Source organism: Roseospira goensis (assembly GCF_014197795.1).
Lineage (GTDB): Bacteria > Pseudomonadota > Alphaproteobacteria > Rhodospirillales > Rhodospirillaceae > Rhodospira > Rhodospira goensis.
In genome coordinates this window covers 1-24,602 of sequence record NZ_JACIGI010000005.1, presented here as the reverse complement: position 1 = coordinate 24,602, position 24,602 = coordinate 1, and the positions used below count along the sequence as shown (strand labels likewise).

The 24,602-nt window shown below is 73.4% G+C and carries 20 protein-coding genes; 12 read left to right on the top strand and 8 right to left on the bottom strand.

Going from position 1 to position 24,602, the window contains the following annotated elements; genetic code table 11:
• Window positions 1-166: 166 nt before the first annotated feature.
• From GGD88_RS04095 to moaA, 6 genes are all read right to left on the bottom strand, one after another.
• Window positions 167-406: a Bbp19 family protein gene (locus GGD88_RS04095; RefSeq protein WP_184432016.1), complete on the bottom strand. Its 240-nt coding sequence runs from the start codon at window positions 404-406 to the stop codon at window positions 167-169.
• Complete coding sequence (locus GGD88_RS04090) at window positions 396-1,961, bottom strand: portal protein (protein ID WP_184432014.1); 1,566 nt, start codon at window positions 1,959-1,961, stop codon at window positions 396-398. The genes GGD88_RS04095 and GGD88_RS04090 overlap by 11 nt, the downstream gene beginning before the upstream one ends.
• Before the next feature lie 4 nt (window positions 1,962-1,965).
• Window positions 1,966-2,316, bottom strand: a complete 351-nt coding sequence (locus GGD88_RS04085; RefSeq protein ID WP_184432012.1) for a hypothetical protein — start codon at window positions 2,314-2,316, stop codon at window positions 1,966-1,968.
• Between the two features lie 108 nt (window positions 2,317-2,424).
• Complete coding sequence (locus tag GGD88_RS04080) at window positions 2,425-2,865, bottom strand: hypothetical protein (protein ID WP_343056249.1); 441 nt, start codon at window positions 2,863-2,865, stop codon at window positions 2,425-2,427.
• Window positions 2,862-3,236: a hypothetical protein gene (locus tag GGD88_RS04075; RefSeq protein ID WP_184432009.1), complete on the bottom strand. Its 375-nt coding sequence runs from the start codon at window positions 3,234-3,236 to the stop codon at window positions 2,862-2,864. The genes GGD88_RS04080 and GGD88_RS04075 overlap by 4 nt, the downstream gene beginning before the upstream one ends.
• Window positions 3,237-3,314: 78 nt before the next feature.
• Window positions 3,315-4,304 (bottom strand): GTP 3',8-cyclase MoaA, encoded by a 990-nt coding sequence (moaA, locus tag GGD88_RS04070; RefSeq protein WP_221237001.1) that lies wholly within the window; start codon window positions 4,302-4,304, stop codon window positions 3,315-3,317.
• A 210-nt stretch (window positions 4,305-4,514) separates the two neighbouring features.
• Between moaA and GGD88_RS04065 the strand changes: the two genes are divergently transcribed.
• From GGD88_RS04065 to GGD88_RS04050, 4 genes are all read left to right on the top strand, one after another.
• On the top strand, window positions 4,515-5,015 hold the full coding sequence (locus GGD88_RS04065; protein WP_184432005.1) for a hypothetical protein: 501 nt from the start codon (window positions 4,515-4,517) through the stop codon (window positions 5,013-5,015).
• Entirely contained in the window at window positions 5,005-5,547 is a 543-nt protein-coding gene (locus GGD88_RS04060; RefSeq protein ID WP_184432003.1) for a hypothetical protein, read from the top strand. Before GGD88_RS04065 ends, GGD88_RS04060 begins: the two co-directional genes overlap by 11 nt.
• 72 nt (window positions 5,548-5,619) lie before the next feature.
• On the top strand, window positions 5,620-6,060 hold the full coding sequence (locus GGD88_RS04055; protein ID WP_343056248.1) for a DUF1924 domain-containing protein: 441 nt from the start codon (window positions 5,620-5,622) through the stop codon (window positions 6,058-6,060).
• Between the two features lie 11 nt (window positions 6,061-6,071).
• On the top strand, window positions 6,072-6,548 hold the full coding sequence (locus GGD88_RS04050) for a diheme cytochrome c (protein ID WP_246423557.1): 477 nt from the start codon (window positions 6,072-6,074) through the stop codon (window positions 6,546-6,548).
• 33 nt (window positions 6,549-6,581) lie between these two features.
• Here GGD88_RS04050 and GGD88_RS04045 read toward each other — a convergent pair whose 3' ends face one another.
• Both GGD88_RS04045 and GGD88_RS04040 read right to left on the bottom strand, forming a co-directional pair.
• Window positions 6,582-7,895, bottom strand: coding sequence for a DUF2478 domain-containing protein (locus tag GGD88_RS04045; RefSeq protein WP_184431999.1), 1,314 nt, complete (start codon window positions 7,893-7,895; stop codon window positions 6,582-6,584).
• Window positions 7,896-7,973: 78 nt separating this feature from the next.
• Entirely contained in the window at window positions 7,974-10,580 is a 2,607-nt protein-coding gene (locus tag GGD88_RS04040) for a TIGR02302 family protein (RefSeq protein WP_246423568.1), read from the bottom strand.
• 1,111 nt (window positions 10,581-11,691) lie between these two features.
• Between GGD88_RS04040 and dnaA the strand changes: the two genes are divergently transcribed.
• The 8 genes from dnaA to fdhD all read left to right on the top strand — a co-directional run bounded on the left by dnaA (window position 11,692) and on the right by fdhD (window position 24,320).
• The gene (gene dnaA / locus GGD88_RS04035; protein ID WP_184432315.1) at window positions 11,692-13,227 is read left to right on the top strand and encodes a chromosomal replication initiator protein DnaA; all 1,536 of its coding nucleotides are present in this window, start codon (window positions 11,692-11,694) and stop codon (window positions 13,225-13,227) included.
• A 234-nt stretch (window positions 13,228-13,461) separates the two neighbouring features.
• Window positions 13,462-14,580: a DNA polymerase III subunit beta gene (gene dnaN / locus GGD88_RS04030; protein WP_184431995.1), complete on the top strand. Its 1,119-nt coding sequence runs from the start codon at window positions 13,462-13,464 to the stop codon at window positions 14,578-14,580.
• Window positions 14,581-14,662: 82 nt separating this feature from the next.
• Complete coding sequence (recF, locus tag GGD88_RS04025; RefSeq protein WP_343056247.1) at window positions 14,663-15,802, top strand: DNA replication/repair protein RecF; 1,140 nt, start codon at window positions 14,663-14,665, stop codon at window positions 15,800-15,802.
• A 31-nt stretch (window positions 15,803-15,833) separates the two neighbouring features.
• The gene (gyrB, locus tag GGD88_RS04020) at window positions 15,834-18,245 is read left to right on the top strand and encodes a DNA topoisomerase (ATP-hydrolyzing) subunit B (protein ID WP_184431991.1); all 2,412 of its coding nucleotides are present in this window, start codon (window positions 15,834-15,836) and stop codon (window positions 18,243-18,245) included.
• 270 nt (window positions 18,246-18,515) lie between these two features.
• A complete protein-coding gene (locus GGD88_RS04015; RefSeq protein WP_184431989.1) occupies window positions 18,516-18,998 on the top strand; it encodes a formate dehydrogenase subunit gamma in 483 nt (160 codons plus the stop codon).
• A complete protein-coding gene (locus GGD88_RS04010) occupies window positions 18,995-20,554 on the top strand; it encodes a formate dehydrogenase beta subunit (protein ID WP_184431987.1) in 1,560 nt (519 codons plus the stop codon). The genes GGD88_RS04015 and GGD88_RS04010 overlap by 4 nt, the downstream gene beginning before the upstream one ends.
• Before the next feature lie 45 nt (window positions 20,555-20,599).
• Complete coding sequence (gene fdhF, locus GGD88_RS04005) at window positions 20,600-23,404, top strand: formate dehydrogenase subunit alpha (protein WP_184431985.1); 2,805 nt, start codon at window positions 20,600-20,602, stop codon at window positions 23,402-23,404.
• A 115-nt stretch (window positions 23,405-23,519) separates the two neighbouring features.
• Entirely contained in the window at window positions 23,520-24,320 is an 801-nt protein-coding gene (fdhD, locus tag GGD88_RS04000; protein ID WP_184431983.1) for a formate dehydrogenase accessory sulfurtransferase FdhD, read from the top strand.
• Window positions 24,321-24,602 lie beyond the last annotated feature (282 nt).

Here is a 24,602-nt window from a genome sequence, read left to right as displayed (position 1 = left end):
CCGCCCCGGCGGCGCCGGGCGGAAAAGCTTGGCTCATGAACGGTCTCCTCGGAACGGGCTGGAAAACGAGGCGGGCGCAATGCGGGTGCCCACGCGGGCGCGTGGGCACGAGAGCCGGCGGTCATCTCTCGGTCCCACGCGCCCGCGTGGGACCGCGAACGACAGGCTATCCGCCGCCCTCGCGGCCCGTGGCAATCAGGCGGTCCAGGTGGGCGACAAGGGCACGCTGGCCCTCCAGGTGGCGCAGTGCGGCGTCCGACGCCGCCGGCCCGAGATGGCGGTCCCGGGTCAGGGCGTGCAGGTGGTCGAGCAGGCGCGCCCCGTCACCGCCGCTGAACAGACGGGCGCAGGCGCGCGCCAGCCCGGCGCGGTCGGAGTCGGTCCCGGTCTCGATGTCACGGTCCATCGGCCGGCCCTCCCGCGGGGTCCTGGGGCGGCACCGGGCGCAGCGCGGCGTCCGGCACGCCCAGGGTGCGCGCCAGCCAGCGCGCGGCGCCCTCGGCGTCGACGACCCGCGCCCCGGCCTCGCCCAGGCCGAGCACCGCGTTGATCCAGGTGAGCGTCGTCTGGGCATCGCTCATACGCTGCTGCTGGGCCAGCGGCCCGGCGTGCACCAGATCCACCAGGCGGCCGTCGAGCCGGACCGGCGGCACCTCACCGCGCCGGCGCAGGATCGCCAGCCCACGCCGCACCAGCGGCGCCAGCAACTCCGATTGCAACCGCCCGTAGGACGCGCCCAGCACCCGGGCGGTGTCGGCGGCGCGGTGCACCACCTCTGTGGCGGTCATGGCGGGGCCGTCGGGCGGCCCCAGCCTGTCGACCAGCAGGGCGGTGCGGATGCGCCGGCGCAGGTCCTCCAACACCAGGTGCGAGACGTCGAAGTCGGCCGCCGCCCGCAACGGCGTCAGCCCCGACGAGCCCACCGCCTTGGGGATGATCGAGCCCGGCACCAGCCGCACGGCGGCCGGGTTCAGCACGCCGTCGTCGTCGGCCTGCCAGATGCCGGTGACGGCGATGGAGGCGTTCTTGAGCACCAGTTCCACCACCGCGTTGGCGGTCTTGATGTCGGGCAGGGCCTTCATCACCGGCGAGCGGCCGTAGGCCTCGCCCGGGGCCTTGGTCCAGCGGAAGCACAGGAACGGCGACACCCCGAACCGGCCCGCCGCCAGCACGGTCGGCGTCCCCAGCGGCGCGCCGGCGTCGGCCAGAGCGGCAGCGCCGCCCGTGCCGGCCAGCAGCACGGTGTGGGCATAGCCGCGGCCGTCCGGCACCACGCATTCCAGCACCGCGACGTCCAGGTCCGGTTCGTCCGCCGCCCGCCGCTCCAGGTCGGACGGCAGCATGGCGTCCGGCCAGCGCGCCCGCACCTGCGACAGCGGCAGACGGATGCGCCGGAACACGGTGTCCAGATGGCCGCCCGGCCCCTCGTCCAGCGCCACGTCGCCCATCGGCACGGCGGCGAAGCGGAACGCGCTGGGCTCGCCCGGCGGCGCCTCCTCGAACGCCAGGCAGGCGGTGCCCAGGGTGACCAGGTCGAGATAGGCCTGGTGCACCTCGACGGCGAAGTTGGAAGCCGCGAACTGCGCCTGCAACCGCTCGGCCGCATGGCTCAGCGTGGGCGCCATGCGCGCCCGCTCGTCCTCGGTCAGGTCGGCGCCGGCGGTGAGGTCGAACCAGCGCGACCAGGGCGGCGTGAGCTGGGCCAGCAGGCTGGCGGCAAGCTGGTCCACGGCGTCGGGCGCGGTGCCGTCGAACAGGCGGTCGCCGCGCACGGTGCCGGGCGCCGCGCCGTCGACGGCGGACTCGCGGCTGGGCAGGGCGAAGGCATAGCAGTCGCGCCAGGTGCCTTCCCAGCGCTGGCGCCGGGTCTGGGCCGCGCGGTAGCGGCGCAGCAGGGGGGCGACGCCGTCGTCGTCGCCCAACCCGGTCCCGACGGTCGGCAGCGGAGCGGAGGGGGCCATGCCGTCAGTCTCCCAGCAGGGTCTTCAGGCCGGGACGGCCCTGGACCAGGGCCGGGGCCAGCACCCCGCGATAGGTCGTGTTCACGGTGGCGCGCCAGCCCCGGGCCGCCCGCTCCTCGGCGCGGTGACGCTGGCGCACGGCCTCGCGAGCGGCATCGCGGGCGGCATCGGCGGCGGCCGCGTCACCCTCGGGGCGTGCCGGCGGCGGGTCGGGCACCGGATCGGGCACCGGATCGGGCGCCGGGTCGACCAGCGGCGGCGGGGGCGGCGGCGGTGGAGGCGGCGGAGGCGGGGGCGCCGGCGGCGGCGGCGGGGGCGGCGACGGAATCTTCGGCGGCGAGAACAGGCCTCCCATGGGCGCGGATCCTCCTTTCGGCTCGGGACCGCGCGCAGCCACCAAAAAACCCCGCCGGCGCGGTGGCCGGCGGGGTGTGGTCACACGTGTCCCCGTTCGATGTTTGTTCTAATGCCGCATGGAGGGTGCGCCGCCAAGGTCTTTTTTCGACCGGTACCCCCCGGCCGTCAGCGCCCGGTACAGACCGTAGGGCGTGCAGATTCGGCGCGCGGACAGGCCGAGCAGACGCTTGACCTGCTCCACGCAGGTCATCGGCGCCCATGGGGCCGGGCGCCGGGGTGGACGGCGGGCCACGGTCTCGACCACCGTATGCCCCTGGGCGCGGAACCACGCCGCCAGGTCCGCCCCGGCCGCGCCGGGCACCACGTCCACGGTGGTCCGGTGGGCCAGCGGGTTGACCACGACCCAGTGCCCGGGCCGCGCCACGGCCACCATGACGTGCCGGAACCCGGGCCGCAGGGCGCGCAGCCACCAGATCTCGCGGCCGTCGGTGAACACGACCAGCGCCGCCGCCGGCGGCGGGTCGTCGGCGTCCGCCGGCAGGATCACGCCACGATCCCCTTCCGGCGCAGCGGCCCGGTGAGGCGGTCCAGCGCCTCGGCCCACAGCGCGGCGTCGGCCTCCTCCTCGGGCAGGCGCGCATCCGGCGGGGTCAGGCGGCGGCCGTGGCGGTCCAGCACCCGCAGGTGACGACGCGTCAGGACCGCCGCGCGCGCCAGCCGCTGCACCGCGCGCACGATGTCATCCGGGTCGCAGGGGCGGGCGGCGGCCAGCGGGTCGGCGGTCAGCCGCGCGCCTTCGGCTCGATTGAGGCGGGCGCGCTGCACCCAGAACCAGGCGGCCTCGGCGGTGTCGAAGGGTTCGGTGGCGCGCACGGCCAAAGGCCGGGGCACATGACGCACACGACGCTCGGAGGGCATGGGCAGTCTCCCTGCGGATGACGGAGACGGCCCAGGGTTACGGGTCCCGCGTGCGGACGCAAACGCGGAGCGGGCGCCCTACCCGCCGGTGACGCTCATGTGGCGGCCGACGGCGGGACGGGCCTCGCGGTCGATGACGAAGTCGTGGCCCTTGGGCTTCCGCGCGATGGCGGCGTCGATGGCGTCCAGAAGCGGGCCGTCGTCGTCCGGATAGGCCCGCAGCGGGGTGCGCAGGTCGGCGGCGTCTTCCTGGCCCAGGCACATGTAGAGCGTGCCGGTGCAGGTCAGCCGGACCCGGTTGCAGCTTTCGCAGAAATTGTGGGTCATCGGTGTGATGAAGCCGATGCGCTGGCCGGTCTCGGCCACGTCGACGTAGCGGGCCGGCCCACCGGTGCGGAACCCGGTGTCGGTCAGGGTCCAGGTCTCCGCCAGGCGCTCGCGCACCGTCGACAGCGGCAGGTACTGGTCCACCCGGTCGGGGCCGATCTCGCCCATCGGCATGGTCTCGATGAAGCACAGATCCAGACCGCGCTCGCCGCACCAGGCCACCAGGCGGTCGATCTCGTCGTCGTTGAAGCCCCGCATGGCCACGGTGTTGATCTTGACCTTCAGGCCGGCGGCGCGGGCGGCGGCGATGCCCGCCATGACGCGGTCGAAGTCGCCGCGCCGGGTGATGACGCGGAACCGGTCGGGATCCAGGGTGTCGAGCGAGACGTTGATGCGCCGCACCCCGCAGGCCGCCAGGTCGTCGGCGTACCGGGCGAGCTGGGTGCCGTTGCTGGTCAGCGTCAATTCATCCAGGCCGCCCCCATTCAGCAGCCGCCCCAGGCCCCGGAACAGCACCATCACGTCCTTGCGCACCAGCGGCTCGCCGCCGGTGATGCGCAGTTTGCGGACCCCCTTGGCGACGAAGGCGCGGCAGACCCGCTCCATCTCCTCCAGCGTCAGCAGCTCGCGCTTGGGCAGGAAGGTCATCCGCTCGGCCATACAGTACTGGCAGCGCAGATCGCAGCGGTCGGTGACGGAAACACGCAGGTAGGTCACGCGGCGGCCGAAGGGGTCGATCATGCCGGGCTCGTCCTCGTCTCGGGGTCGGGTCGCGCGGTCGTTGCGTCCCCTGAACATAGAGGCCCGGGCGCCGTTCGACCAGGGGGCAGCGCCGCGGGATGCGATGGCAGAGGGAAGGCCGGTGTGCGGGCCTGCGCGGCCGTCAGCGGGTCGTCAGACCGGCTTTGGTACCCCTGCTGGCATGACGCCGAGAGCAAAGGAGGCCCAGTCATGATCACCCGCACCATCGTCCACGGCCTGGTCGCCGCCGCCGCCATTGCCGGCGCCGGCCTCGCCTGGTCCGAGATCGCCCGCGCCACCGACGGCGCCGCCGGCCCCTCGGCGGCCCCCCTGGCGGCCCCCATGGCGGCCCCCCCGGCAGTTGCCACGACGGACACCGCGATCACCGCCGGAGCCGCCCCGCTCCCGGCAGCGGCGCCGGCGCAGGCCGCCGGCCCGCAGGTCGGCGCCCGCCCCGACGACACCGGCTATCGCACCGCCCCGGCCGGCCGCACCGCCGGGGAGCGGACCTGGACCGGCTATCGCGACGCCGATCGCGACGCCTATCGCGACGACGACGACCGGTACGAGCGCGACGACCGCGACGACTGGGATGATGACGGGGACCACGACTGGGACGAAGCCTGGGACGACGATGACGATGACGATGACGACCACGACCGCCAGGCCGGCCTCGGCTACCGCGACGGAGACCGCCGCCATGACGACTGAGACCGCGACGACCCCGGCCCGCCCCCGCGCCGCCCGGCGCGGGGCGCCGCCCCGCATCGCCCTGCCCGCCATGCGGGCATGGCATGCCGTGATCGCCGGTGGCTTCCTGGTGGCCTGGCTCACCGGGGACTCCGACGACCTCTACATGATGCACCAGGTGGCGGGCTACACCGTCCTGATCGCGGTCGTGGCGCGCCTCCTGATCGGCCTGATGGCCCGCTCGGCGCCGTGGCGCCTGCCCCGGCCGTCGCTGGCCAAGACCCGCCGCTGGCTGGCCGACGGGCGCGGCCGCAATCCGTTGTTCGCGTGGCTGGCGGTCGCCCTGCTGATCACCGTCGGCGCCGCCGCCGGCAGCGGCATGGCCGCGCACTGGCTGCCGTCGGTCGAGGACCTGCACGGGGCGCTGTCGGACGGCGCGCTGTGGACCATCGCCGCCCACGCGCTGGTGATCGTCGCCCTGTTCGGCGGCCTGCGCCGCCTGCGCGGCTTGGCCGGACGGATCGCCCCCCGCCTGCGTCTGCGCGACGCCTGAGGACGGGCGCCGCCCCCAGCCCGTTGATCCCAGCCCGCCACGCCCCCCCCGCCGACGACGGAGACCCGCGCCGTGACCCCTGCCCGTTCCCTGACCCTCGCCGCCCTGCTGGCGACCGGCCTGGCCGCGTCGATCGCCCCGGCCCACGCCGGCGACGCGGCCGACCGCCAGGCCATCCTCGACGGCCTCGCCGCCGAGGCCCGGGCCGCCGACCCGGCCTTCGCCGGCTTCGCCGCCGACCGGGGCGAGACCCTGTTCCGCACCCAGTGGGCCGGCGGCGACGACCGGACGCCGGCCTGCACCGCCTGCCACACTGAGAACCCGCGTGCCATGGGCCGCAACGCCAAGACCGGCCGGCCGATCGAACCCGTCGCCGTCTCCGCTAAGCCGGACCGCTTCACCGACCCGGACGAGGTCGCCAAGCAGTTCCGCCGCGACTGCGAGGCGGTGCTCGGCCGCCACTGCACCGCCCAGGAGAAGGGCGACTACATCACCTTCATGATGGGACAGTGATGATGACCCCGATGATCCGAGCCACCGCGGCCTCGCTGCTGCTGGCCGGCAGCATGGCCGTGGCCGCGCCGGCGCTGGCCGAGGACGACTGGATTCCACCGGTGACCGACGCGCTCACGCAGACCGAATGCGGGGACTGCCACATGGCGTTCCAGCCCGGGTTCCTGCCCGCCCGGTCCTGGGACGCAATGATGGACGGACTGGCCGACCACTTCGGTGACGACGCCACGCTGTCGCCGGCCGACACCGCCCACATCCGCGCCTACCTGACCGCCAACGCGGGCGACGTGCGCGGCTCGGAGCTGGCGCGGGACTACATGCGCTGGGTGCGGCCCGACGGTGTGCCCCTGCGCATCACCGAGAATCCCGCCTTCCTCCGCGAGCACGACTTCCGGCCCGAGGTCTGGGACCGCCCGGAGGTGGTCACGCCGTCGAACTGCCTGGCCTGCCACCGCGACGCCGAGCGCGGCTCCTACGAGGACGACTGACGGCGCCCCCCGCCCCCCCGATCACCCCAGGGGTCACGGCTCCGGCGGCCGGTGCCACACCACGTCCCGGCCAAACCGGCGCAGGCCGCGCGCCCCGACCCCCTCCGCGACCGCGCGGGCGAGACCGTCGCGGTCCTCGACCACCAGCCCGGCCAGCGTCGTGATGCCGTGGTCGAACAGCATCGGCGTCAGCGGCGTGCCGGGCCCGACCAACACCACGGCGGCGCCCGGTCGGGTCAGGGCCAGCAGGCCCGGCAGGGTGCCGTTGGCGACCGTCGAGGCGGTCAGCAGAACGGCGTCCGCACCGGGCAGCAGGACCGGCGCCGCCGCTTCGGGATCGCGATCCGGCCCGGCCGTGCGCTCGATCAGGCGCAGATGCGGCACGCGCTCGCGCAGGCCGGGAAAGGCGCCCACCATCACCGGCGCCGCGGCATCGGCGGCGGCCGCGGCGAACAGGTCGAGACCGTTCCCGGCGGCCGCCGCGCCCACCAGGTCGGGCCGGTTCAGGGCGGCGTTGACGGCGGCGGCGCCGAGCGCGGCCGCCATCGGATCCCAGTTCCCCGCGCCCGCCGCCAGCGCGCGCAGCGGCCGCCCGGCCAACTCGCCGGCCCCCGTCGGCGGCCGGCACCCGGGGCCGTCCCGGACCGGCGTCTGCGCCAGGCCGACGCCGCCGTCCGCCGCCTCCACCAGGGTCCAGTTCAGGCCGATCACCACCCGCCGCGCCACGGCCGCCGCCGGCACCGCGGCCGCCAGTGCAGCGTACAGGCCGTGCGGCCCCCACCAGCGCCAGCAGGCCTCCAGACGCGGCGCCAGCAGGCTGCCCACCGGCGCGGTGGCGCGCAACCAGTCCACGGCATGGGCCTGCGGCACCAGGGTCAGCACCGGCACGCCCTCCGCCATGGCCGCGAACATCTCCTGCGCCAGCCCGCGCCCCTCCGCCTCCAGGTGGGAGAACTTGGAGACCACCAGCAGATCGACGCCGCCGGCCAGCGCCCGCCGCAACACGGCGCTGGCCTCGGTCAGGCCCTGGGTGTCGAGCGAGCAGGCCCGCGAGTCGCGCCCCAGCTTCTGCATGATGTCGTGGGCGGCGCCGGAGCCGACGTCGATCACCGCCATGCCGGTCTTGCGCCCGGCGGCCGTGCGGGTGGTGCGCTGGGCCAGTCCGCCCACGCGCACCCCGCGCGTCCGCAGCGCGGCGGCGAAGCCGATCAGCAGGTCCTCCACCGCCCCGGCGTGGCCGTCGTAGACGATGGCGGCGGGACCCGGGCGGGGCACGGGCCGCGATGGCACGGTTTCCGGGGCATCACCCAGGGCATCACATGGGGTGGCGGCGGGACGGCGGGTCATGCCCCCAGTCGTGCGCCACGGCGGCCGCCGGTGCAAGCCTGTCCCGCCGCCGCCACGGTCGGACGCCGTCGGAGGCGCTCAGAAGCGATCCATCAGGCGGTCGAGGTAGTCGCGCTCTAGCGCCGGCCGGTCGGCCTCGTTGGCGCGCCGGCGCAACTCGCGCAGGATGTCGTGGGCGCGCCGCGTATCGGGCTCCGAGGGCACCTCCACCGAGTCGTCGTCGGCGGCACCGGCGGCCGGCCGGTTGAACGGATCGCGCCCCAGCCCCGGGCGCGGCATCATCCCGGGCAGTCCCGGCCGCCCCCCCGGCCCCAGGCCCTGGCCCGGCGCCATGGGCAGAAGGCCGAAGCCCCCCGGCCCGGGCTGGCCGCCCGGCCCCATCATCTGTCCCATGGCCTGCTGCTGGCCCTGGGTGAGGGCCTCCAGCGCGCGCCCCTGCGCCCGGGCGGCGGCGCCGGCCTCGCCCTGGGCGAGCGCCTGCTCGGCCTCGCGCATGGCCAGGTCGGCGGCCCCGAGTTGATCCGGCACCTGGCCGGTGCGGTCGCCGAGATCGGCCATCAGGTCCTCCAGCGCCTCGCGCAGGGCGCGCTGGCGCTCTTCCAGATCGCGCAGACGCTCCGACGGCGCCGGCGGCGTCTGGTTGCTCAGGGGCGGCTGACGGTCAAACCATTGTTGCATCGAGTCGCCCGGCGCTCCCGGCATGGGCAACGCCTGCGGCGGCTGCGGGGCCCCTGGGGGCCGGGGCGGCGCGGGCGGTTGACCGAACCGGTCGGCGCCGCGCCGGTCCTGGCGGAAGGTCTCGTCCAGGAGGCCGCGCTGGCGCTGCGCCAGGTCACGCAGGCGCTGCATCATCTCGGCGGCCTCGGCCATCGCCCGCATCTCGGCGGCGGTCGGCGGCCGCGCCGATTCGAGCTGCTGAAGCATGCGGTCGAGCTGGTCCAGCAGGGCCCGCGCGGCCTCCTCGGCGCCCAGGTTGTCCAGGTCGCCCAGGCGGTCCAGCATGCGCTCGACGTCCTCGGGACTGAACATCTCGGTGCCCTCGGGCATCGGCAGCCGCAGATCCGGGAGGTTGACCAGCGGCAGCGCCTCGGCCAGGTCCCGCATCAGCCGGTTCATGGCCTCGCGCACCGCCTCCAGGCGGCGCGCCAGTTCGGCGCGGTCCGCGCCGTCCTCGACCGCCTCGCGCAGGGCCTGGCGTGCCTGCTCCAGCTCGCGCCGGGCCAGCGTCAGGGTGCCGTCCTCCAGCGCCAGCGCGATCGACCACAACAGCGCCAGGTCTTCCGTGCGCGCCCGGCCGTCCGGCGCCCGCACCAGGCGCGCCGCCGCCGCCTTGAGCGACAGGAACACCGCCAGCGAGTCGCCGTAGGCCGGCCGGTCCTCCGCCAGGACGCTGAGCCCCACGGCGGCCGCCTCGGCGCGTTCCGGCCGCATCACCAGCGCGCGGCGCATGTCCACCACCGCCTGAGCCACCGGGTGCTGGAACCGCCGCTCCGGCAGGGTCAGCGCCACCGCGGCGCTGCGGCCGGTCTGCCCGCGGGCGTCGGTGGCCTCCAGGGCCAGCGTGACCGGGGTCCCGGCCCAGGGGTGGGCGCTGAGGTCGCGCACCGCCGTGCGCCCCGGCGTGGCCCCGGGCGGCAGCGCCAGATCCACGGGCGCGCCCAGGACCTGCTCGCCGGCGGCCCGCACCGTCACCGCGAGGTCGATGACGCCGTGGTCGTCGTCGGCGCGGTAGGACAGCGTCAGGCGGCCGCGCGAATCGCCGCTCGGGTCGTCGGTCCAGGCCACGCTGGGCGGCGCGTCCGGACTCACCCGCAGCGGCCGGTCGACCAGCACCGCCCCCCCCTGGGTCAGGCGCAGCCGGCTCCCGGTGGCCACCTCCCGCTCCAGGCGCTGCCCGCCGCTGCCCGCGGACTCCAGGGGCCGGGGATCATCCGCCGCGCCCAAATCCAGCATCGCCGGGCCACGGCCGCCCCGCACCAGCGCCAGGACGGTCCCCCCGGCCGGCACGGTCAGGGCCGGCGGTCCGATCGTCGGCACGCCGGCGCCGCCGGCCGGGGCCGGCGCCCCCGCGCCCGGCGACTCCCCGGCGTGGGCCTCCAGGTAGACGGGCGCCTGCCCCGTGTAGGCCGGCGGCGTGATCCAGACCTGTGCCACGGCGGGGGGCACCGGCGCGCCGAGTCGGGGCGACAGCGCCGCCCCGAGCCGACCGACGGGATCGGGCCAGGCCGCCGCCAGGGCGGCGAACAGCAGCAGCAGCGGCACCAGGCGCAGCGCCCGGGGATCGCGCGCCGCCAGCCGCGGGCGCGGCGGCCGCACCCGCAGGGTGCGCGCGCGCGCCGCCATGAGCGCCTGATGGCGCCGCCACAGGGCGCGCGAGACGGGATCCTGCGCCCCCAGGGCGAGCCGGTCGGCGCTGGCGGTCAGGGGTCGATGGGCGCCCGGCCCGCCGCCCTCCAGGCGGGCCAGCGCCTCGGCCCGGCTCGGCCAGCGCCAGGCCCGACTCGCCCGCAGGGCCACCGCCAGCAGCGCGGCCGCGAGGACCAGAAGCACCGTCAGGTGCAGCCACCCCGGCAGCAGTGGCAGCACACCGGACAGCAGCACGGCGAGGACGCCACCGGCCATCGCCAGCACGGGCCAGAACGCCTGCCAGGCGCGTTCCCAGCCCAGCGCCAGGCGCGACGCCATCAGGGCCACGCCAGGGCCTCGGCCCGACCCCGCTGCGGCGCGGCTGGCGGACTCCGAGCGGTCCGTCCCGGCGGCCGGGGCGGGGTCCGTGCGGGGCCGACGGCGCGGCCCGGAGGGGGCGTCGGACTCGGTCATGAGGGGGAGATGGCGACGGCCGCCGCGTTCGTCCACGCCCCGGCCGCCGCTTTTTCGCCGGCCGCGACGGGCCACCGCCCGGGGGACCGAGACCCCGGGGGCGGCGCCACCGCGGCGCCACGTGCCGGGTGGCTCGGGAGGCGGCTCGGGAGGCGGCTCGGGAGGCGGACCGGCGGCGCCCCAGTGTGACGCTCGGATGACCGACCGGGCGGCGACTCCGGGCGTTCCGGGACCCGGCGCGTGTTCGGCCGGCCTCTGCCCCCCGGGTATCCGGGCCGGCGACACGGCGATTGGAAAAAAGGGACTCCGGTGTCAAGTGATCGTTGCGGGGTGCGCACGCTCGGCCGCCGGGACCACGATGATGCTCACCGTCGGCGTCGACGGCGACATATGGTTTGTAGTTCGGGGCGGGCCACAATCCCTATGATCTGCATCGCCGGCGCGGCCCACCCCACCCGCTGTTCCCGATACGATCACGTTGCCTCGACCGGACGACGGCGCTAGGCTTCAGAGGCTCACGCGGAAGTGAAGATCAAAGGGAAACACACACAAAGCAGGTTTTCGACGCCAGACTAGTTGGTTAGAGATGAACGTTGCTAGTTCCAGATAAATTTGTTTCATAACTGTTTCGTTTTTTACAGTGTTCGTCTGAAATTTATTTCCTTAGTTCCTTTTATTGCAGTTCTGTATGACCGGGGCCGATCGGTGGCGCGGTGCTGATTCCAAAGCGCCGTCCGGCGGCTTTGTCCTTGATGGCGCAACCGCCACCGGGGCAACGTCGCGGAGCCCGATCCAAGACAAGAGGGAATGACCGACAGGGATCAGGCGCGCCGTGCCGGCGCGCGTGCGGGGGGCCGTGTCGCCGCACCCGCCCCGTCGGTTGGAAGCATGACGGATCCGTGGCGGACCGGCGAGGCGACGAGAAGGGGGCACGCCACCCCAGGAGACACAAAAGGTGGACAAGACCGTGTCGGATATGGATGTCGGCCAGGATGGGAGCCAAGACCTGGGTCGGGACGGGGGCCAGGACGTCGGCCAGGACGTCGGCCAGGACGGGGGCCAGGACGGGGGCCAGGACGTCGGCCAATTGTGGGCCCGGGTGCGCCAGCAACTGCGCCGAGAATTCGGGACCGCGGCCTACAACAGCTGGGTCAAGCCGATGACAGTGGACCCCCACGCGGATTGCAGTGTCTCGCTGGGTCTGCCGACGCCGTTCATGCGCGATTGGGTCATGACCCACTACGCGGACCGCATCCGCGATCTGTGGTCGGGCTCCGATCCGCGCGGTCGGACGCTGCGCTTCACGGTCAACGCGCCCGAAACGCCGATGCTGGCGGGAACGGACGGGGGCGCGGCGGCCACGCCCGCGGGCCGGGCGACCGGTCGGGCGGACGGCCCCCACGCCGCCGCCGCGGTCGCGGCCCCCGTTCCCGCCGCCCCGGTCGCGCGCGGCCCGGAGCCGGGTCCGGCCCCCGGTCCGGGCGACGAGTTCTCCGCCACCCTCGACCCGCGCTTCACGTTCGAAACCTTCGTGACCGGCAAGCCGAACGAGTTCGCCTACGCGGCGGCCAAGCGGGTCGCCGAGTCCGAACAGGTGTCGTTCAACCCGCTGTTCCTGTACGGCGGCGTCGGCCTGGGCAAGACCCACCTGATGCACGCCATCGCCCACCACATCCGCGAGGCCCGCCCGCACCGCCGCGTGGCCTACCTGTCTGCCGAGAAGTTCATGTACAGCTTCATCCGGGCGCTGCGGATGCAGGACACCATCTCGTTCAAGGAGCAGTTCCGCTCCGTCGACGTGCTGATGATCGACGACGTGCAGTTCATCAGCGGCAAGGAATCGACCCAGGAGGAGTTCTTCCACACCTTCAACTCCCTGGTCGACCAGGGCCGCCAGATCGTGCTGTCCGCCGACAAGTCGCCCAACGATCTGGAGGAGATCGGCAACCGCCTGCGCTCGCGCCTGGCCATGGGGCTGGTCGCCGACCTGCACCCGACCACCTACGAGCTGCGCCTGGGCATCCTGGCCTCGAAGGCCGAACAGTTCGGCGTCGACATCCCGCCCAAGGTGCTGGAGTTCATCGCCCACAAGATCGTTTCCAACGGCCGCGAGGTGGAGGGCGCGCTGACCCGACTGGTGGCGCACGCCCAGCTCGTGGGCCGGCCGATCACCCTGGAGACGGCGCGCGAGGTGCTGCACGACCTGCTGCGCGCCCACGACCGGCGCCTGACCATCGACGAGATCCAGAAGAAGGTCGCCGAGCACTACAAGGTGCGGATCGCCGACATGTCGTCGGCCCGGCGCAGCCGCACGGTGGCGCGGCCGCGCCAGGTGGCGATGTACCTGTCCAAGCAGCTCACCCAGAAGTCGCTGCCCGAGATCGGGCGCAAGTTCGGCGGCCGCGACCACACCACCGTCATGCACGCCGTGCGCCGGGTCGAGGAGCTGTGCCGCACCGACGCGGCCTTCGCCGAGGACGTGGACCTGCTGCGCCGCATGCTGGAAAGCTGAGCCGGGCCGGCCCGTCCGGCCATTGGCATCCGGCCACTGGCATCCGGCTACTGGCATCCGGCCACTGGCGTCCGGCCGCCAGTCCGGGCCGCTCGCCGCCCGCGTGCGGGGCCGAAAAAAGGCCGTGTGCAGAGCGGAAATTCATCCTTTTGGGGGCCGGACCCCACCGCTATACTGGGCGGCCCGGCGCCGGGCTCCCCCGACGCACCCCTGTCTCATAACAACGATTCGGCCATGCAGCTGACCATCGAGCGTTCCGCTTTGCTGAAATCCCTGGGGCATATTCAGAGCGTTGTCGAGCGCCGCACCACCATCCCCATCCTGGCCAACGTCAAGCTCGATGCCCGCGACGGCGCGCTCGGTCTCAACGCCACGGACATGGACCTGGAGATCGCGGAATCGGTGGACAGCGCCGTGGCCCAGGCCGGCGCCTCCACCGCACCGGCCCACACCCTGTACGACATCGTGCGCAAGCTGCCGGACGGCGCCCAGGTCGAGCTGGCCCTGGACGGCGAGGGCAACCACCTGGTGCTGCGCTCGGGCCGGTCGCGCTTCAACCTGGCCTGCCTGCCGGTCGACGACTTCCCGGTCATGAGCAGCGGGACCTACAGCCACGCCTTCACCGTCTCGGCGGCCGACCTGCGCGGCATGATCGACCACACGCGGTTCGCCATCTCCACCGAGGAGACGCGTTACTACCTCAACGGCATCCACCTGCACGCCACCACCAGCGACGGCGTGCCGGTGCTGCGCGCGGTGGCCACCGACGGCCATCGCCTGGCCCGGGTCGAGGTGCCCCTGCCCGAGGGCGCGGCCGGCATGCCGGGCATCATCGTGCCGCGCAAGACCGTGGCAGAACTGCGCAAGCTGATCGACGAAACCGGCATGGACGTGACCGTCTCGCTGTCGGACACCAAGATCCGGTTCGCCTTCGACGACTGCGTGATGATCTCCAAGCTGATCGACGGCACCTTCCCGGACTACGAGCGGGTCATCCCGGCCGACAATGACAAGGTCCTGGAGGTGGACTGCGCCACCCTGGGGCGCGCCGTCGACCGCGTCTCGGCCATCTCGACCGAGAAGTCGCGGGCCGTGAAGATGGCCGTGGACACGGGCCAGATCACGCTGTCGGCCAACAGCCCCGACGCCGGCAGCGCGGTGGAGGAGGTCGAGGCCAGCTACGACGCCGCCCCGATCGAGATCGGCTTCAACAGCCGTTACCTGCTCGACATCCTGGGCCAGATCGAGGGCGACGCGGTGCGCCTGGTGATGGCCGACGCCTCGGCGCCGACCGTGATCCGCGACGTCGCCGACGGCTCGGCCATCTACGTCCTGATGCCGATGCGGGTGTGATGGGATCCGCGTGATGGCCGCGGCGGGACCGCCCGGGCCGCGGGCCGCCGCCGCGCCGGCCCGACCCCCGATCCGCCCGGCGGTGACCCGTCTGACGCTGACCGACTTCCGCTGTTTCGACCACCTGCGGCTGGCGGTGGCGCCGGCCCCGGTGGTGCTGACGGGTCCCAACGGCGCCGGCAAGACCAACGTGCTGGAGGCGCTGTCGCTGCTGACCCCGGGCCGCGGCCTGCGCGCCGCCCGTCTGGGGGAGATCGCCCGCCACGGCGCGCCGTCCGGGACCTGGGCAGTGGCGGCCCGGGTGGAGACCGCCGACGGGACCGTCACGCTGGGCAGCGGCCTGATCGCGAGCGGCACCGGGAGCGGCACGGCGGGGGGGCCGGAGCGCCGCGTGGTGCGCATCGACGGCGAGACCGCGCGCGGCCAGGGCGCCCTCGGCGCCCACCTCAGCGCCCTGTGGCTGGTGCCGGCCATGGACGGCCTGTTCCGCGACGGCGCCGGCGCGCGGCGGCGCTTCCTGGACCGGCTGGTGCAGGCCCTGGACCCGGACCACGCCGGCCGCTGCGCCGCCCATGCCCACGCGCTGCGCGAGCGCAGCCGGCTGTTGCGCGAGGGCCGGGGAGATGGCCGCACGGGGGCCTGGCTGGATGCGCTGGAGGACACCCTGGCGCGCCACGGCGTCGCCATCGCCGCCGCCCGGCGCGACCTGGTGGCGCGGCTGACGGCGGCGCTGACCGATGCCGCCGGCGGCCCGTTCCCCTCCGCCACCCTGGCCCTGGAGGGCGCGGCCGAGCAGGCACTGGACCAGCGCCCCGCGCTGGCGGTGGAGGACCACCTGCGCGCCGCCATGGCGACGGCGCGGGCGGCCGACGCCGAGGCCGGCGGCACCGCCCAGGGGCCGCACCGCAGCGACCTGGTGGTGCACCATGCCGGGCACGGCCGGCCGGCGGCGCTGTGTTCGACCGGCGAGCAGAAGGCGGTGCTGATCGCCCTGGTGCTGGCCCAGGCCCGGGTGGTGCGGGCGGCGCGCGGCGGGGCGCCGCTGCTGCTGCTGGACGAGGTGGTGGCGCATCTGGACGAGGCGCGCCGCGCCGCCCTGGCGGCGGTGCTGGCGGATCTGGGCGCCCAGGCCTGGCTGACCGGCACCGACACCGCGCTGTTCGACGCCTTCGCCGGGCAGGCGCAATTTGTCCGCCTGGCGGACGGCGATCTGGTAGACTGACGGGCCTTCCGAGACACGAATGGGACCGAGCATGGCGCAGCACGCGTACGACGCCGAATCGATCAAGGTTCTCAAGGGACTGGAGGCCGTGCGCAAACGGCCCGGGATGTACATCGGGGACACCGACGACGGGTCCGGGCTGCACCACATGGTCTATGAGGTGGTCGACAACGCCATCGACGAGGCGCTGGCCGGGCACTGCGACCGCACCGAGGTAATCCTCAACGGCGATGGCTCCGTGACCGTGCGCGACAACGGCCGCGGGATCCCGGTGGGCGTGCACAAGGGCGAGGGCGTCTCCGCCGCCGAGGTCATCATGACCCAGCTCCACGCCGGCGGGAAGTTCAACCAGGACAGCTACAAGGTCTCGGGCGGCCTGCACGGGGTCGGCGTCTCGGTGGTGAACGCGTTGTCGGAATGGCTCGACCTGCGCATCTGGCGCGACGGCCAGGAGCACCGCATGCGCTTCCGCGACGGCAAGCCGGAGGCGCCGCTGGCGGTGGTGGGCGCATCCGACGGCCGCACCGGAACCGAGATCACCTTCCTGGCCTCGCCGGCCGTGTTCTCGAACATCGCCTACGACTTCAAGACCCTGGAGCATCGCCTGCGCGAGCTGGCGTTCCTGAACTCGGGGGTCTACCTGCGGCTGACCGACTGCCGCGGCGCCGAGCCGGTCTCGGTCGATCTCCACTACGAAGGCGGCATCGAGGCCTTCGTGCATTATCTGGACCAGTCCAAGATGCCGCTGCACAAGCCGCCGGTCTCGGTGCAGGGCGAGCGCGACGGCATCATCGTGGAGCTGTCCATGGAATGGACCGACAGCTACCACGAGACCATGCTGTGCTTCACGAACAACATCCCGCAACGCGACGGCGGCACCCACCTGGCCGGCTTCCGCGGGGCACTGACCCGCACCCTGAACCACTATGCCCAGGAGTCCGGGCTGCTGAAGAAGGAGAAGGTCACGCCCACCGGCGACGACATGCGCGAGGGCCTGACCTGTGTGCTGTCGGTGAAGGTGCCGGATCCCAAGTTCTCCAGCCAGACCAAGGACAAGCTGGTCTCCTCCGAGGTCCGCCCGGTGGTCGAGAGCATCACCGCCGACCGCCTCGGCCAGTGGCTGGAGGAGCACCCGCAGGAGGCCCGCAAGATCGTCGGCAAGATCGTCGAGGCGGCGGCGGCGCGCGAGGCGGCGCGCCGCGCCCGCGAGCTGACCCGGCGCAAGGGCGCGCTCGACATCTCCAGCCTGCCCGGCAAGCTGGCCGACTGCCAGAACCGCGACCCGGCCCAGTCGGAGCTGTTCATTGTCGAGGGCGATTCCGCCGGCGGCTCCGCCAAACAGGGCCGGGACCGCGCGTTCCAGGCCATCCTGCCCCTGAAGGGCAAGATCCTGAACGTGGAGCGGGCGCGCTTCGACAAGATGCTATCGTCGCAGGAGATCGGGACGCTGATCGCGGCCCTGGGGACGGGAATCGGCCGCGACGACTTCGACATCGCCAAGACCCGTTACCACAAGATCATCATCATGACCGACGCGGACGTGGACGGCAGCCACATCCGCACCCTACTGCTCACCTTCTTCTTCCGCCAGATGCCGGAGATCATCGAGAAGGGCTATCTCTACATCGCCCAGCCGCCGCTGTACCGGGCCAAGCGCGGTCAGTCCGAGGTCTACCTCAAGGACGAGCGCGCCATGGAGCGCCACCTCATCGACAGCGGCCTGACCGAGCTGCGGCTCACCCTGGCCGACGGCACCTCGATGACCGGCGAGGACCTGCGCGCGCTGGCCGAGAAGGCCCGCCAGCTCAAGCACTCCGTGGAGGCGTTGAGCCGGCGCGTGCCGGCCTGGATGCTGGAGCAGATGGCGATCGCCGATGCCTTCGACCCCGAGGTGCTGGCGGACCCCGCCCGCGCCACGGAGCGGGCGGCGGCGGTGGCGCGGCGGCTCGACCGCCAGGAGGCCGAGGCCGAACGCGGCTGGGGCGGCGAGGCGCTGGGGGCGGACGGCGGGCTGCTGTTCACCCGCACCCTGCGCGGGGTGACCGAGCGCCATCACGTCGACGCCACCATGCTGCACAGCGCCGAGGCCCGCTATCTGCACGGCCGCGCCCAGGACCTGGCGGCGATCTTCGACCAGCCGGTGACACTGCACACCGCCGACGGCGCGGTCACCGTGCACGGCCCGGTGGGGTTGGCCGACGCGGTCATGGCCCGGGGCCGCAAGGGCATCAGCCTGTCGCGTTACAAGGGCCTGGGCGAGATGAACCCGGACCAGCTCTGGGAGACCACGCTGGACCCCAACGCGCGCTCGCTGTTGCAGGTCAAGGTCAGCCAGGTGGACGACGCCGAGGCCATCTTCTCGCGCCTGATGGGCGACCTGGTGGAGCCGCGCCGCGACTTCATCCAGGAGAACGCCCTCAACGTGGTCAACCTGGATATCTGAGCGGGGGCCGTGGCGCTCCCCCTCGCCCGCCCGCCCGCCCGCCATTCCCTTCTGTCGCGATTTCGGCCTCCGTTGATAGGATCGATCTATCACGGCATCCGAAATGAAAATTTGAAACTGCGCCCGACCTGTTTGATCCTGGATCGTGTCGGATCCGGGATGGTCGCGCGTAACGCGCCGCGCCGGACCCCACCAACGAGATGATCAAACCCGCCGGCCCCACCAGGCTGGCGGGCGAACGGACCGGCCCCAGGCCGGCGGGGAGGACCGATGGCGGGGCGCTCACCCTGGGCGGAGGACACCGCACGCGCCGTGCTCGCACCCCACGTGGGCACGCCGGGGGCGCTCCTGCCCATGCTCCATGCCCTCCAGGAGACCTTCGGCTGCATCGACGAGTCGGCGGTGCCGCTGCTGGCCGACACCCTCAACCTGTCGCGCGCCGAGGTGCACGGCGTGATCGGCTTCTACCACGACTTCCGCCGCACCCGGCCGGGCCGCCACATCATCAAGGTCTGCCGCGCGGAGGCCTGCCAGGCCGTCGGCGCCGAGTCTCTGCTGGATCACGTGCGGCGCAGCCTGCGGGTGGACGACGGCGGCACCACCGCCGACGACGCCTTCACCCTCCAGGTGGTGTACTGCCTGGGCAATTGCGCCCTGGGGCCGGCGGTGATGATCGACGAGACGCTGCACGGCCGCGTGACGCCGGCCCGCTTCGACACCCTCGCGGCGGAACAGCGGGAGGGGGCGCCATGACTCCAACCCGCGTCTTCGTGCCCCGCGACGCCGCCGCCCTGTCGGTGGGCGCCGACGCCGTGGCCGAGGCCCTTGCCGCCGAGGCCACTCGGCGCGGCGAGGCCGTCACCCTGGTCCGCACCGGCTCGCGCGGGCTCCTGTGGCTGGAGCCGCTGGTGGAGGTGGAGCGCCCGGACGGCACCCGCCACGCCTACGGCCCGGTGACGCCAGCGGACATCCCCGACCTGTTCGAGGCCGGATTTCTTGAGGCCGCGCCCCACCCGCTCGGTCACGGTCCCACCGCCGGGATCCCCTATCTCAAAGAGCAGCAGCGCGTCACCTTCGCCCGTTGCGGCGTGATCGACCCGGTGTCGCCGGGCGACTATCGCGCCCATGGCGGGCTGGCCGGCGTCACCCGGGCGCTGGAGATGACCCCGGAAGACATCTGCGCCGCCATCACCGACAGCGGCCTGCGCGGGCGCGGCGGCGCCGGCTTCCCGGTCGGGGTCAAGTGGGAGACGGTGCGCGCGGCGCCGGGTCCACAGAAGTACATCGCCTGCAACGCCGACGAGGGCGACGGCGGCAGCTTCGCCGACCGGATACTGATGGAAGGCGATCCCTTCCTGCTCATCGAGGGCCTGACCATCGCCGGCCTCGCCACCGGGGCCACCGCGGGATTCCTCTACCTGCGCTCGGAGTATCCGCACGCCATCGCCACCATGCGCGCCGCGATCCGCATCGCCGAGGCCGAGGGCTGGCTCGGCGACGGCATCCACGGCAGCGCCCACACGTTCCGCCTTCACCTGCGGGTGGGCGCCGGCTCCTACGTCTGCGGCGAGGAAACGGCAATGCTGGAGAGCCTGGAGGGCAAGCGCGGCGAGGTGCGCGCGCGCCCGCCGTTGCCGGCCCACGCAGGGCTGTTCGGCTGCCCCACCGTGGTCAACAACGTGCTCTCCCTGGCGGCGGGGCCCTCCATCCTGGCCGAGGGGCCGGAGATGTACCGCACCTTCGGGGTCGGCCGGTCGCGCGGCACCCAGCCGTTCCAGCTCGCCGGCAACATCCGCCGGGGCGGGCTGGTCGAGGTCGGCTTCGGCGTCACCCTGCACGACCTGATCCACCGCTTCGGCGGCGGCACGCGCAGCGGCCGGCCGGTGCGCGCGGTGCAGGTGGGCGGGCCGCTGGGGGCCTTCGTGCCGGGCGACGGGCTCGACCTGGCGGCGGACTACGAGGTCCTGGCGGCGGCCGGCGCCATGCTCGGACACGGCGGGATCGTGGTGTTCGACGACACCGTGGACATGGCCGCCCAGGCCCGCTTCGCCATGGAGTTCTGCGCCCTGGAGAGCTGCGGCAAGTGCACGCCGTGCCGCATCGGCAGCCAGCGCGGCGTCGAGGTCCTCGACCGCATCGCGGCCGGTGTGGACCGGGACGCCAACCTCGCCCTGCTCGACGACCTGTGCACGGTGATGGCCGAGGGCTCGCTCTGTGCCATGGGCGGCCTGACCCCGAACCCGGTGAAAAGCGCCCTGCGCCACTTCCCGGAGGATTTCGATCGCCCGGCCCGCGCCGCAGCGGAGTGACGCGCGGCGGCACCGCGGCCGGCCCCCATCCATGGATGCCACGTCATGACCCTGCTGCCCGAGACCGATCACGGCACCCCGCAGGCAACGAGCGAGCAGACGGTCTCGCTCACCATCGACGGCCGCACGGTCACCGTTCCGGAAGGCACCTCGGTGATGCGCGCGGCCTCGGAAGCCGGCATCAGCATTCCCAAGCTGTGCGCCACCGAAAGCCTCAAGGCGTTCGGCTCCTGCCGGCTCTGCCTGGTGGAGATCGAGGGCCGCAAGGGCACCCCGTCGTCGTGCACCACCCCGGTCGCCGCCGGCATGACGGTCGCCACCCAGACGCCGCGGCTGGCCGCGCTGCGGCGCGGGGTGATGGAGCTGTACATCTCCGACCACCCGCTCGACTGCCTGACCTGCGCCGCCAACGGCGATTGTGAACTCCAGGACATGGCCGGCGCCGTGGGCCTGCGCGAAGTCCGCTACGGCTATGAGGGGGCCAATCACCTGTCGGCCGAGAAGGACACCAGCAACCCCTATTTCACCTTCGATCCGGCCAAGTGCATCGTCTGTTCCCGCTGCGTGCGGGCCTGCGCCGAGACCCAGGGCACCTTCGCGCTCACCATAGACGGGCGCGGCTTCGCCGCCGCCGTCACCGCCGGTCAGGGGCAAGACGTCCTGGACAGCGAGTGCGTCTCCTGCGGCGCCTGCGTGCAGGCCTGCCCGACCGCGACGCTGATGGAGAAATCGGTCATCGACCACGGCCAGCCCACCCATGCGGTGCTGACCACCTGCGCCTATTGCGGTGTGGGCTGCTCGTTCAAGGCCGAGATGCAGGGCGAGACGGTGGTGCGCATGGTGCCGCACACGGACGGCGGCGCCAACGAAGGCCATAGCTGTGTCAAGGGCCGCTTCGCCTGGGGCTACGCCACCCACCCCGACCGCGTCACCACGCCGATGATCCGCGCGCGCATCACGGACGCCTGGCGCCCGGTGTCGTGGGACGAGGCCATCGCCTTCGCCGCCGCCCGCTTCAAGGCCATCCGGGCGGAGTACGGCGCGGACGCGATCGGCGGCATCACCTCGTCGCGCTGCACCAACGAAGAGGTGTTCGTGGTGCAGAAGATGATCCGCGCGGCCTTCGGCACCAACAACGTGGACACCTGTGCCCGGGTCTGTCACGCCCCCACCGGCTACGGCCTGAAGCAGACCTTCGGCACCTCGGCCGGCACCCAGGACTTCCGGAGCGTCGAGGCCGCCGACGTGATCCTGCTGATCGGCGCCAACCCGACCGACGGGCACCCTGTGTTCGCCTCGCGCATGAAGCGGCGCCTGCGGGCCGGGGCCAAACTGATCGTGGCCGACCCGCGCCGCATCGACCTGGTGCGCAGCCCGCACGTCGAGGCCACCCACCATCTGGCCCTGCGGCCCGGAACCAACGTGGCGCTGATCAATGCGCTGGCGCATGTGGTGATGACCGAGGGCCTGGCCGACCGCGCCTTCATCGCCGACCGCTGCGATCCCTCGTCCTTCGCCGAGTGGGCGGCTTTCATCACAGACCCGCGCCACGCGCCGGAGGCGCTGGAGCCCATCACCGGCGTCCCCGCCGCCGATGTGCGCGCCGCCGCCCGCCTGTACGCCACCGGCGGCAATGGGGCGATCTACTATGGCCTGGGCATCACGGAGCACAGCCAGGGCTCGACCGCGGTGATGGGGCTCGCCAACCTGGCCATGGCGACCGGCAACATCGGCCGCCCGGGTGTGGGCGTGAACCCCTTGCGCGGCCAGAACAATGTCCAGGGATCGTGCGACATGGGCTCGTTCCCGCACGAGCTGAGCGGCTACCGCCCCGTTTCGGACGAGGCCGTGCGCGCGCAGTTCCAGGCCGTCTGGGGTGTGGCCGTGGGGGCCGAGCCGGGCCTGCGCCTGCCCAACATGCTGGACGCGGCCGTGGACGGCCGCTTCAGGGGGATGTTCATCCAGGGCGAGGATATCGCCCAGTCCGACCCCAACACCCGCCACGTCCGGGCGGCGCTGGAAGCCATGGACTGCGTGGTGATCCAGGACCTGTTCCTGAACGAGACCGCCGCCTTCGCCCACGTGTTCCTGCCCGGGACCTCGTTCCTGGAGAAGGACGGCACCTTCACCAACGCGGAACGCCGCATCAACCGGGTGCGCCCGGTGATGCGGCCGAAGACCGGCAAGCACGAGTGGCAGGTGGCCTGCGACCTGGCGACGGCGCTGGGCTACCCTATGCATTACGACCACCCGTCCGGGATCATGGACGAGATCGCCGCGCTCACGCCGACCTTCGCCGGCGTCTCGTTCGAAAAGCTGGACCGGCTGGGCAGCGTGCAATGGCCGTGCACCGACGCCGCCCCAGCGGGGACACCGATCATGCACCGGGACCACTTCGTGCGGGGCGAGGGCCGGTTCATGGTCACCGCGTTCGTGCCCACGGAGGAGCGCACCAGCCGCGCCTTCCCGCTGATTCTGACCACCGGGCGCATCCTGACCCAGTACAACGTGGGCGCCCAGACCCGGCGCACCGCCAACGTGGCCTGGCACGCCGAGGACGTGCTGGAGATCCACCCCCACGACGCCGAACAGCGCGGCATCCGCGACGGCGACCGGGTCTCGCTGGCGAGCCGCATGGGGGCCACCAGCCTGACGGCGAGGCTCACCGACCGGGTGCCGCAGGGGGTGGTCTACACCACGTTCCACCACCCGGAGACCGCCGCCAACGTGGTCACCACGGAGCACTCGGACTGGGCCACCAACTGCCCCGAGTACAAGGTCACGGCGGTGCAGGTGACGCGCGCCAACCTGCGGACCGGCGACGACGCGCCGCCGGTCGCGGCGGAATGAGGCGCGGGGCGTGCGGGACCGAGAGAGGTGATCTCGCGCCCACGCTTCCGCGTGGGCACCCCCTTCCTGTCTTCCGCCCACGCTCCCGCGTGGGCGGCATGCCGGAGCCGCCACCATGGGTCATCTGACCTCCCCGCCGGACCCCGCCACCGTCGCCGGCGCGCTGCACCGCCCCGATGGCGGCGCCGGTCGCGTGGACTGGACCCTGCCCGAGGAGGCCCCGATCGGCTTCGTCTACAACGGAGACCCGTTCGCGGTCATGATGGCGACCCCGGCCGACCTGGAGGACTTCGCGCTCGGCTTCTCGCTGGCGGAAGGCATCATCCCGGCCCCGGACGCGCTGCTGCTGGCCAAGGTGCGCCGGCGCTCCGACGGCTGGGAGCTGTGCCTGGCCGTCGACCCGGACGCCGCCGATGCCGACCGGCTGGCGGAGCGGCGCGGCCTGGAGGGACGCAGCGGCTGCGGCCTGTGCGGGGTCGCGACCCTGGCCGAGGCGAGCCGCGCCCTGCCCCGCGTCGGACCGCCGCCGGAGGGCGTGACGCCGGCCACCATCGCGCGCGCCTTCGCCGCCCTGCCCGACCACCAGCCGCTCAACGCCCGCACACGGTCGGTGCACGCCGCGGCGTTCTGCGATCCCACCGGGCGGATCATGATGGCGCGCGAGGACGTGGGCCGGCATTCGGCGCTCGACAAGCTGATCGGCGCCCTGGCCCGCGCCGGGCTCGACCCGCGCGGCGGGTTCTGTATCATGACCAGCCGGTGCAGCGTGGAACTGGTGCAGAAGGCCGCACGGGTCGGCGTGCCCCTGCTGGCGACGGTCTCGGCGCCGACCACGCTGGCGCTGGAGACGGCGCGACGGGTCGGCCTGCGCCTCGCCGCCCTGGCCCGGCCGGATGGGGTGGTGACGTTCGGGTGACGGGCCACAGGCCGCGGCGCGCGCGTACTTGGGCCTGCCGACCGCTTACAGCCGACCGCCTACAGCCGATCGCGACAAACCGGACTCTCGGCACGATTTCGGTTTGCAGCGATAATCGGCTGTAAAATCAATAATGGGCACCTCGAAGAACGGGCTGTTCGGCCGGGTTGGCGGCGTTAGCGGAAGTCTGAACGCCGGGTAGGGCGCGTTTCACGCCATCTTTGGCGCGATGTTCGCTATCCGTTTCTCATATTGCGCTCCATTCGGACACACGTCTCCCCT

Coding starts and splice junctions, on each gene's coding strand:
- GGD88_RS04095 (WP_184432016.1), bottom strand. CDS start 406: ATGGACCGTGACATCGAGACCGGGACCGACTCCGACCGCGCCGGGCTG.
- GGD88_RS04090 (WP_184432014.1), bottom strand. CDS start 1,961: ATGGCCCCCTCCGCTCCGCTGCCGACCGTCGGGACCGGGTTGGGCGAC.
- GGD88_RS04085 (WP_184432012.1), bottom strand. CDS start 2,316: ATGGGAGGCCTGTTCTCGCCGCCGAAGATTCCGTCGCCGCCCCCGCCG.
- GGD88_RS04075 (WP_184432009.1), bottom strand. CDS start 3,236: ATGCCCTCCGAGCGTCGTGTGCGTCATGTGCCCCGGCCTTTGGCCGTG.
- moaA (WP_221237001.1), bottom strand. CDS start 4,304: ATGATCGACCCCTTCGGCCGCCGCGTGACCTACCTGCGTGTTTCCGTC.
- GGD88_RS04065 (WP_184432005.1), top strand. CDS start 4,515: ATGATCACCCGCACCATCGTCCACGGCCTGGTCGCCGCCGCCGCCATT.
- GGD88_RS04060 (WP_184432003.1), top strand. CDS start 5,005: ATGACGACTGAGACCGCGACGACCCCGGCCCGCCCCCGCGCCGCCCGG.
- GGD88_RS04050 (WP_246423557.1), top strand. CDS start 6,072: ATGATCCGAGCCACCGCGGCCTCGCTGCTGCTGGCCGGCAGCATGGCC.
- GGD88_RS04045 (WP_184431999.1), bottom strand. CDS start 7,895: ATGACCCGCCGTCCCGCCGCCACCCCATGTGATGCCCTGGGTGATGCC.
- GGD88_RS04040 (WP_246423568.1), bottom strand. CDS start 10,580: ATGGCGTCGCGCCTGGCGCTGGGCTGGGAACGCGCCTGGCAGGCGTTC.
- dnaA (WP_184432315.1), top strand. CDS start 11,692: ATGGATGTCGGCCAGGATGGGAGCCAAGACCTGGGTCGGGACGGGGGC.
- dnaN (WP_184431995.1), top strand. CDS start 13,462: ATGCAGCTGACCATCGAGCGTTCCGCTTTGCTGAAATCCCTGGGGCAT.
- gyrB (WP_184431991.1), top strand. CDS start 15,834: ATGGCGCAGCACGCGTACGACGCCGAATCGATCAAGGTTCTCAAGGGA.
- GGD88_RS04015 (WP_184431989.1), top strand. CDS start 18,516: ATGGCGGGGCGCTCACCCTGGGCGGAGGACACCGCACGCGCCGTGCTC.
- GGD88_RS04010 (WP_184431987.1), top strand. CDS start 18,995: ATGACTCCAACCCGCGTCTTCGTGCCCCGCGACGCCGCCGCCCTGTCG.
- fdhF (WP_184431985.1), top strand. CDS start 20,600: ATGACCCTGCTGCCCGAGACCGATCACGGCACCCCGCAGGCAACGAGC.
- fdhD (WP_184431983.1), top strand. CDS start 23,520: ATGGGTCATCTGACCTCCCCGCCGGACCCCGCCACCGTCGCCGGCGCG.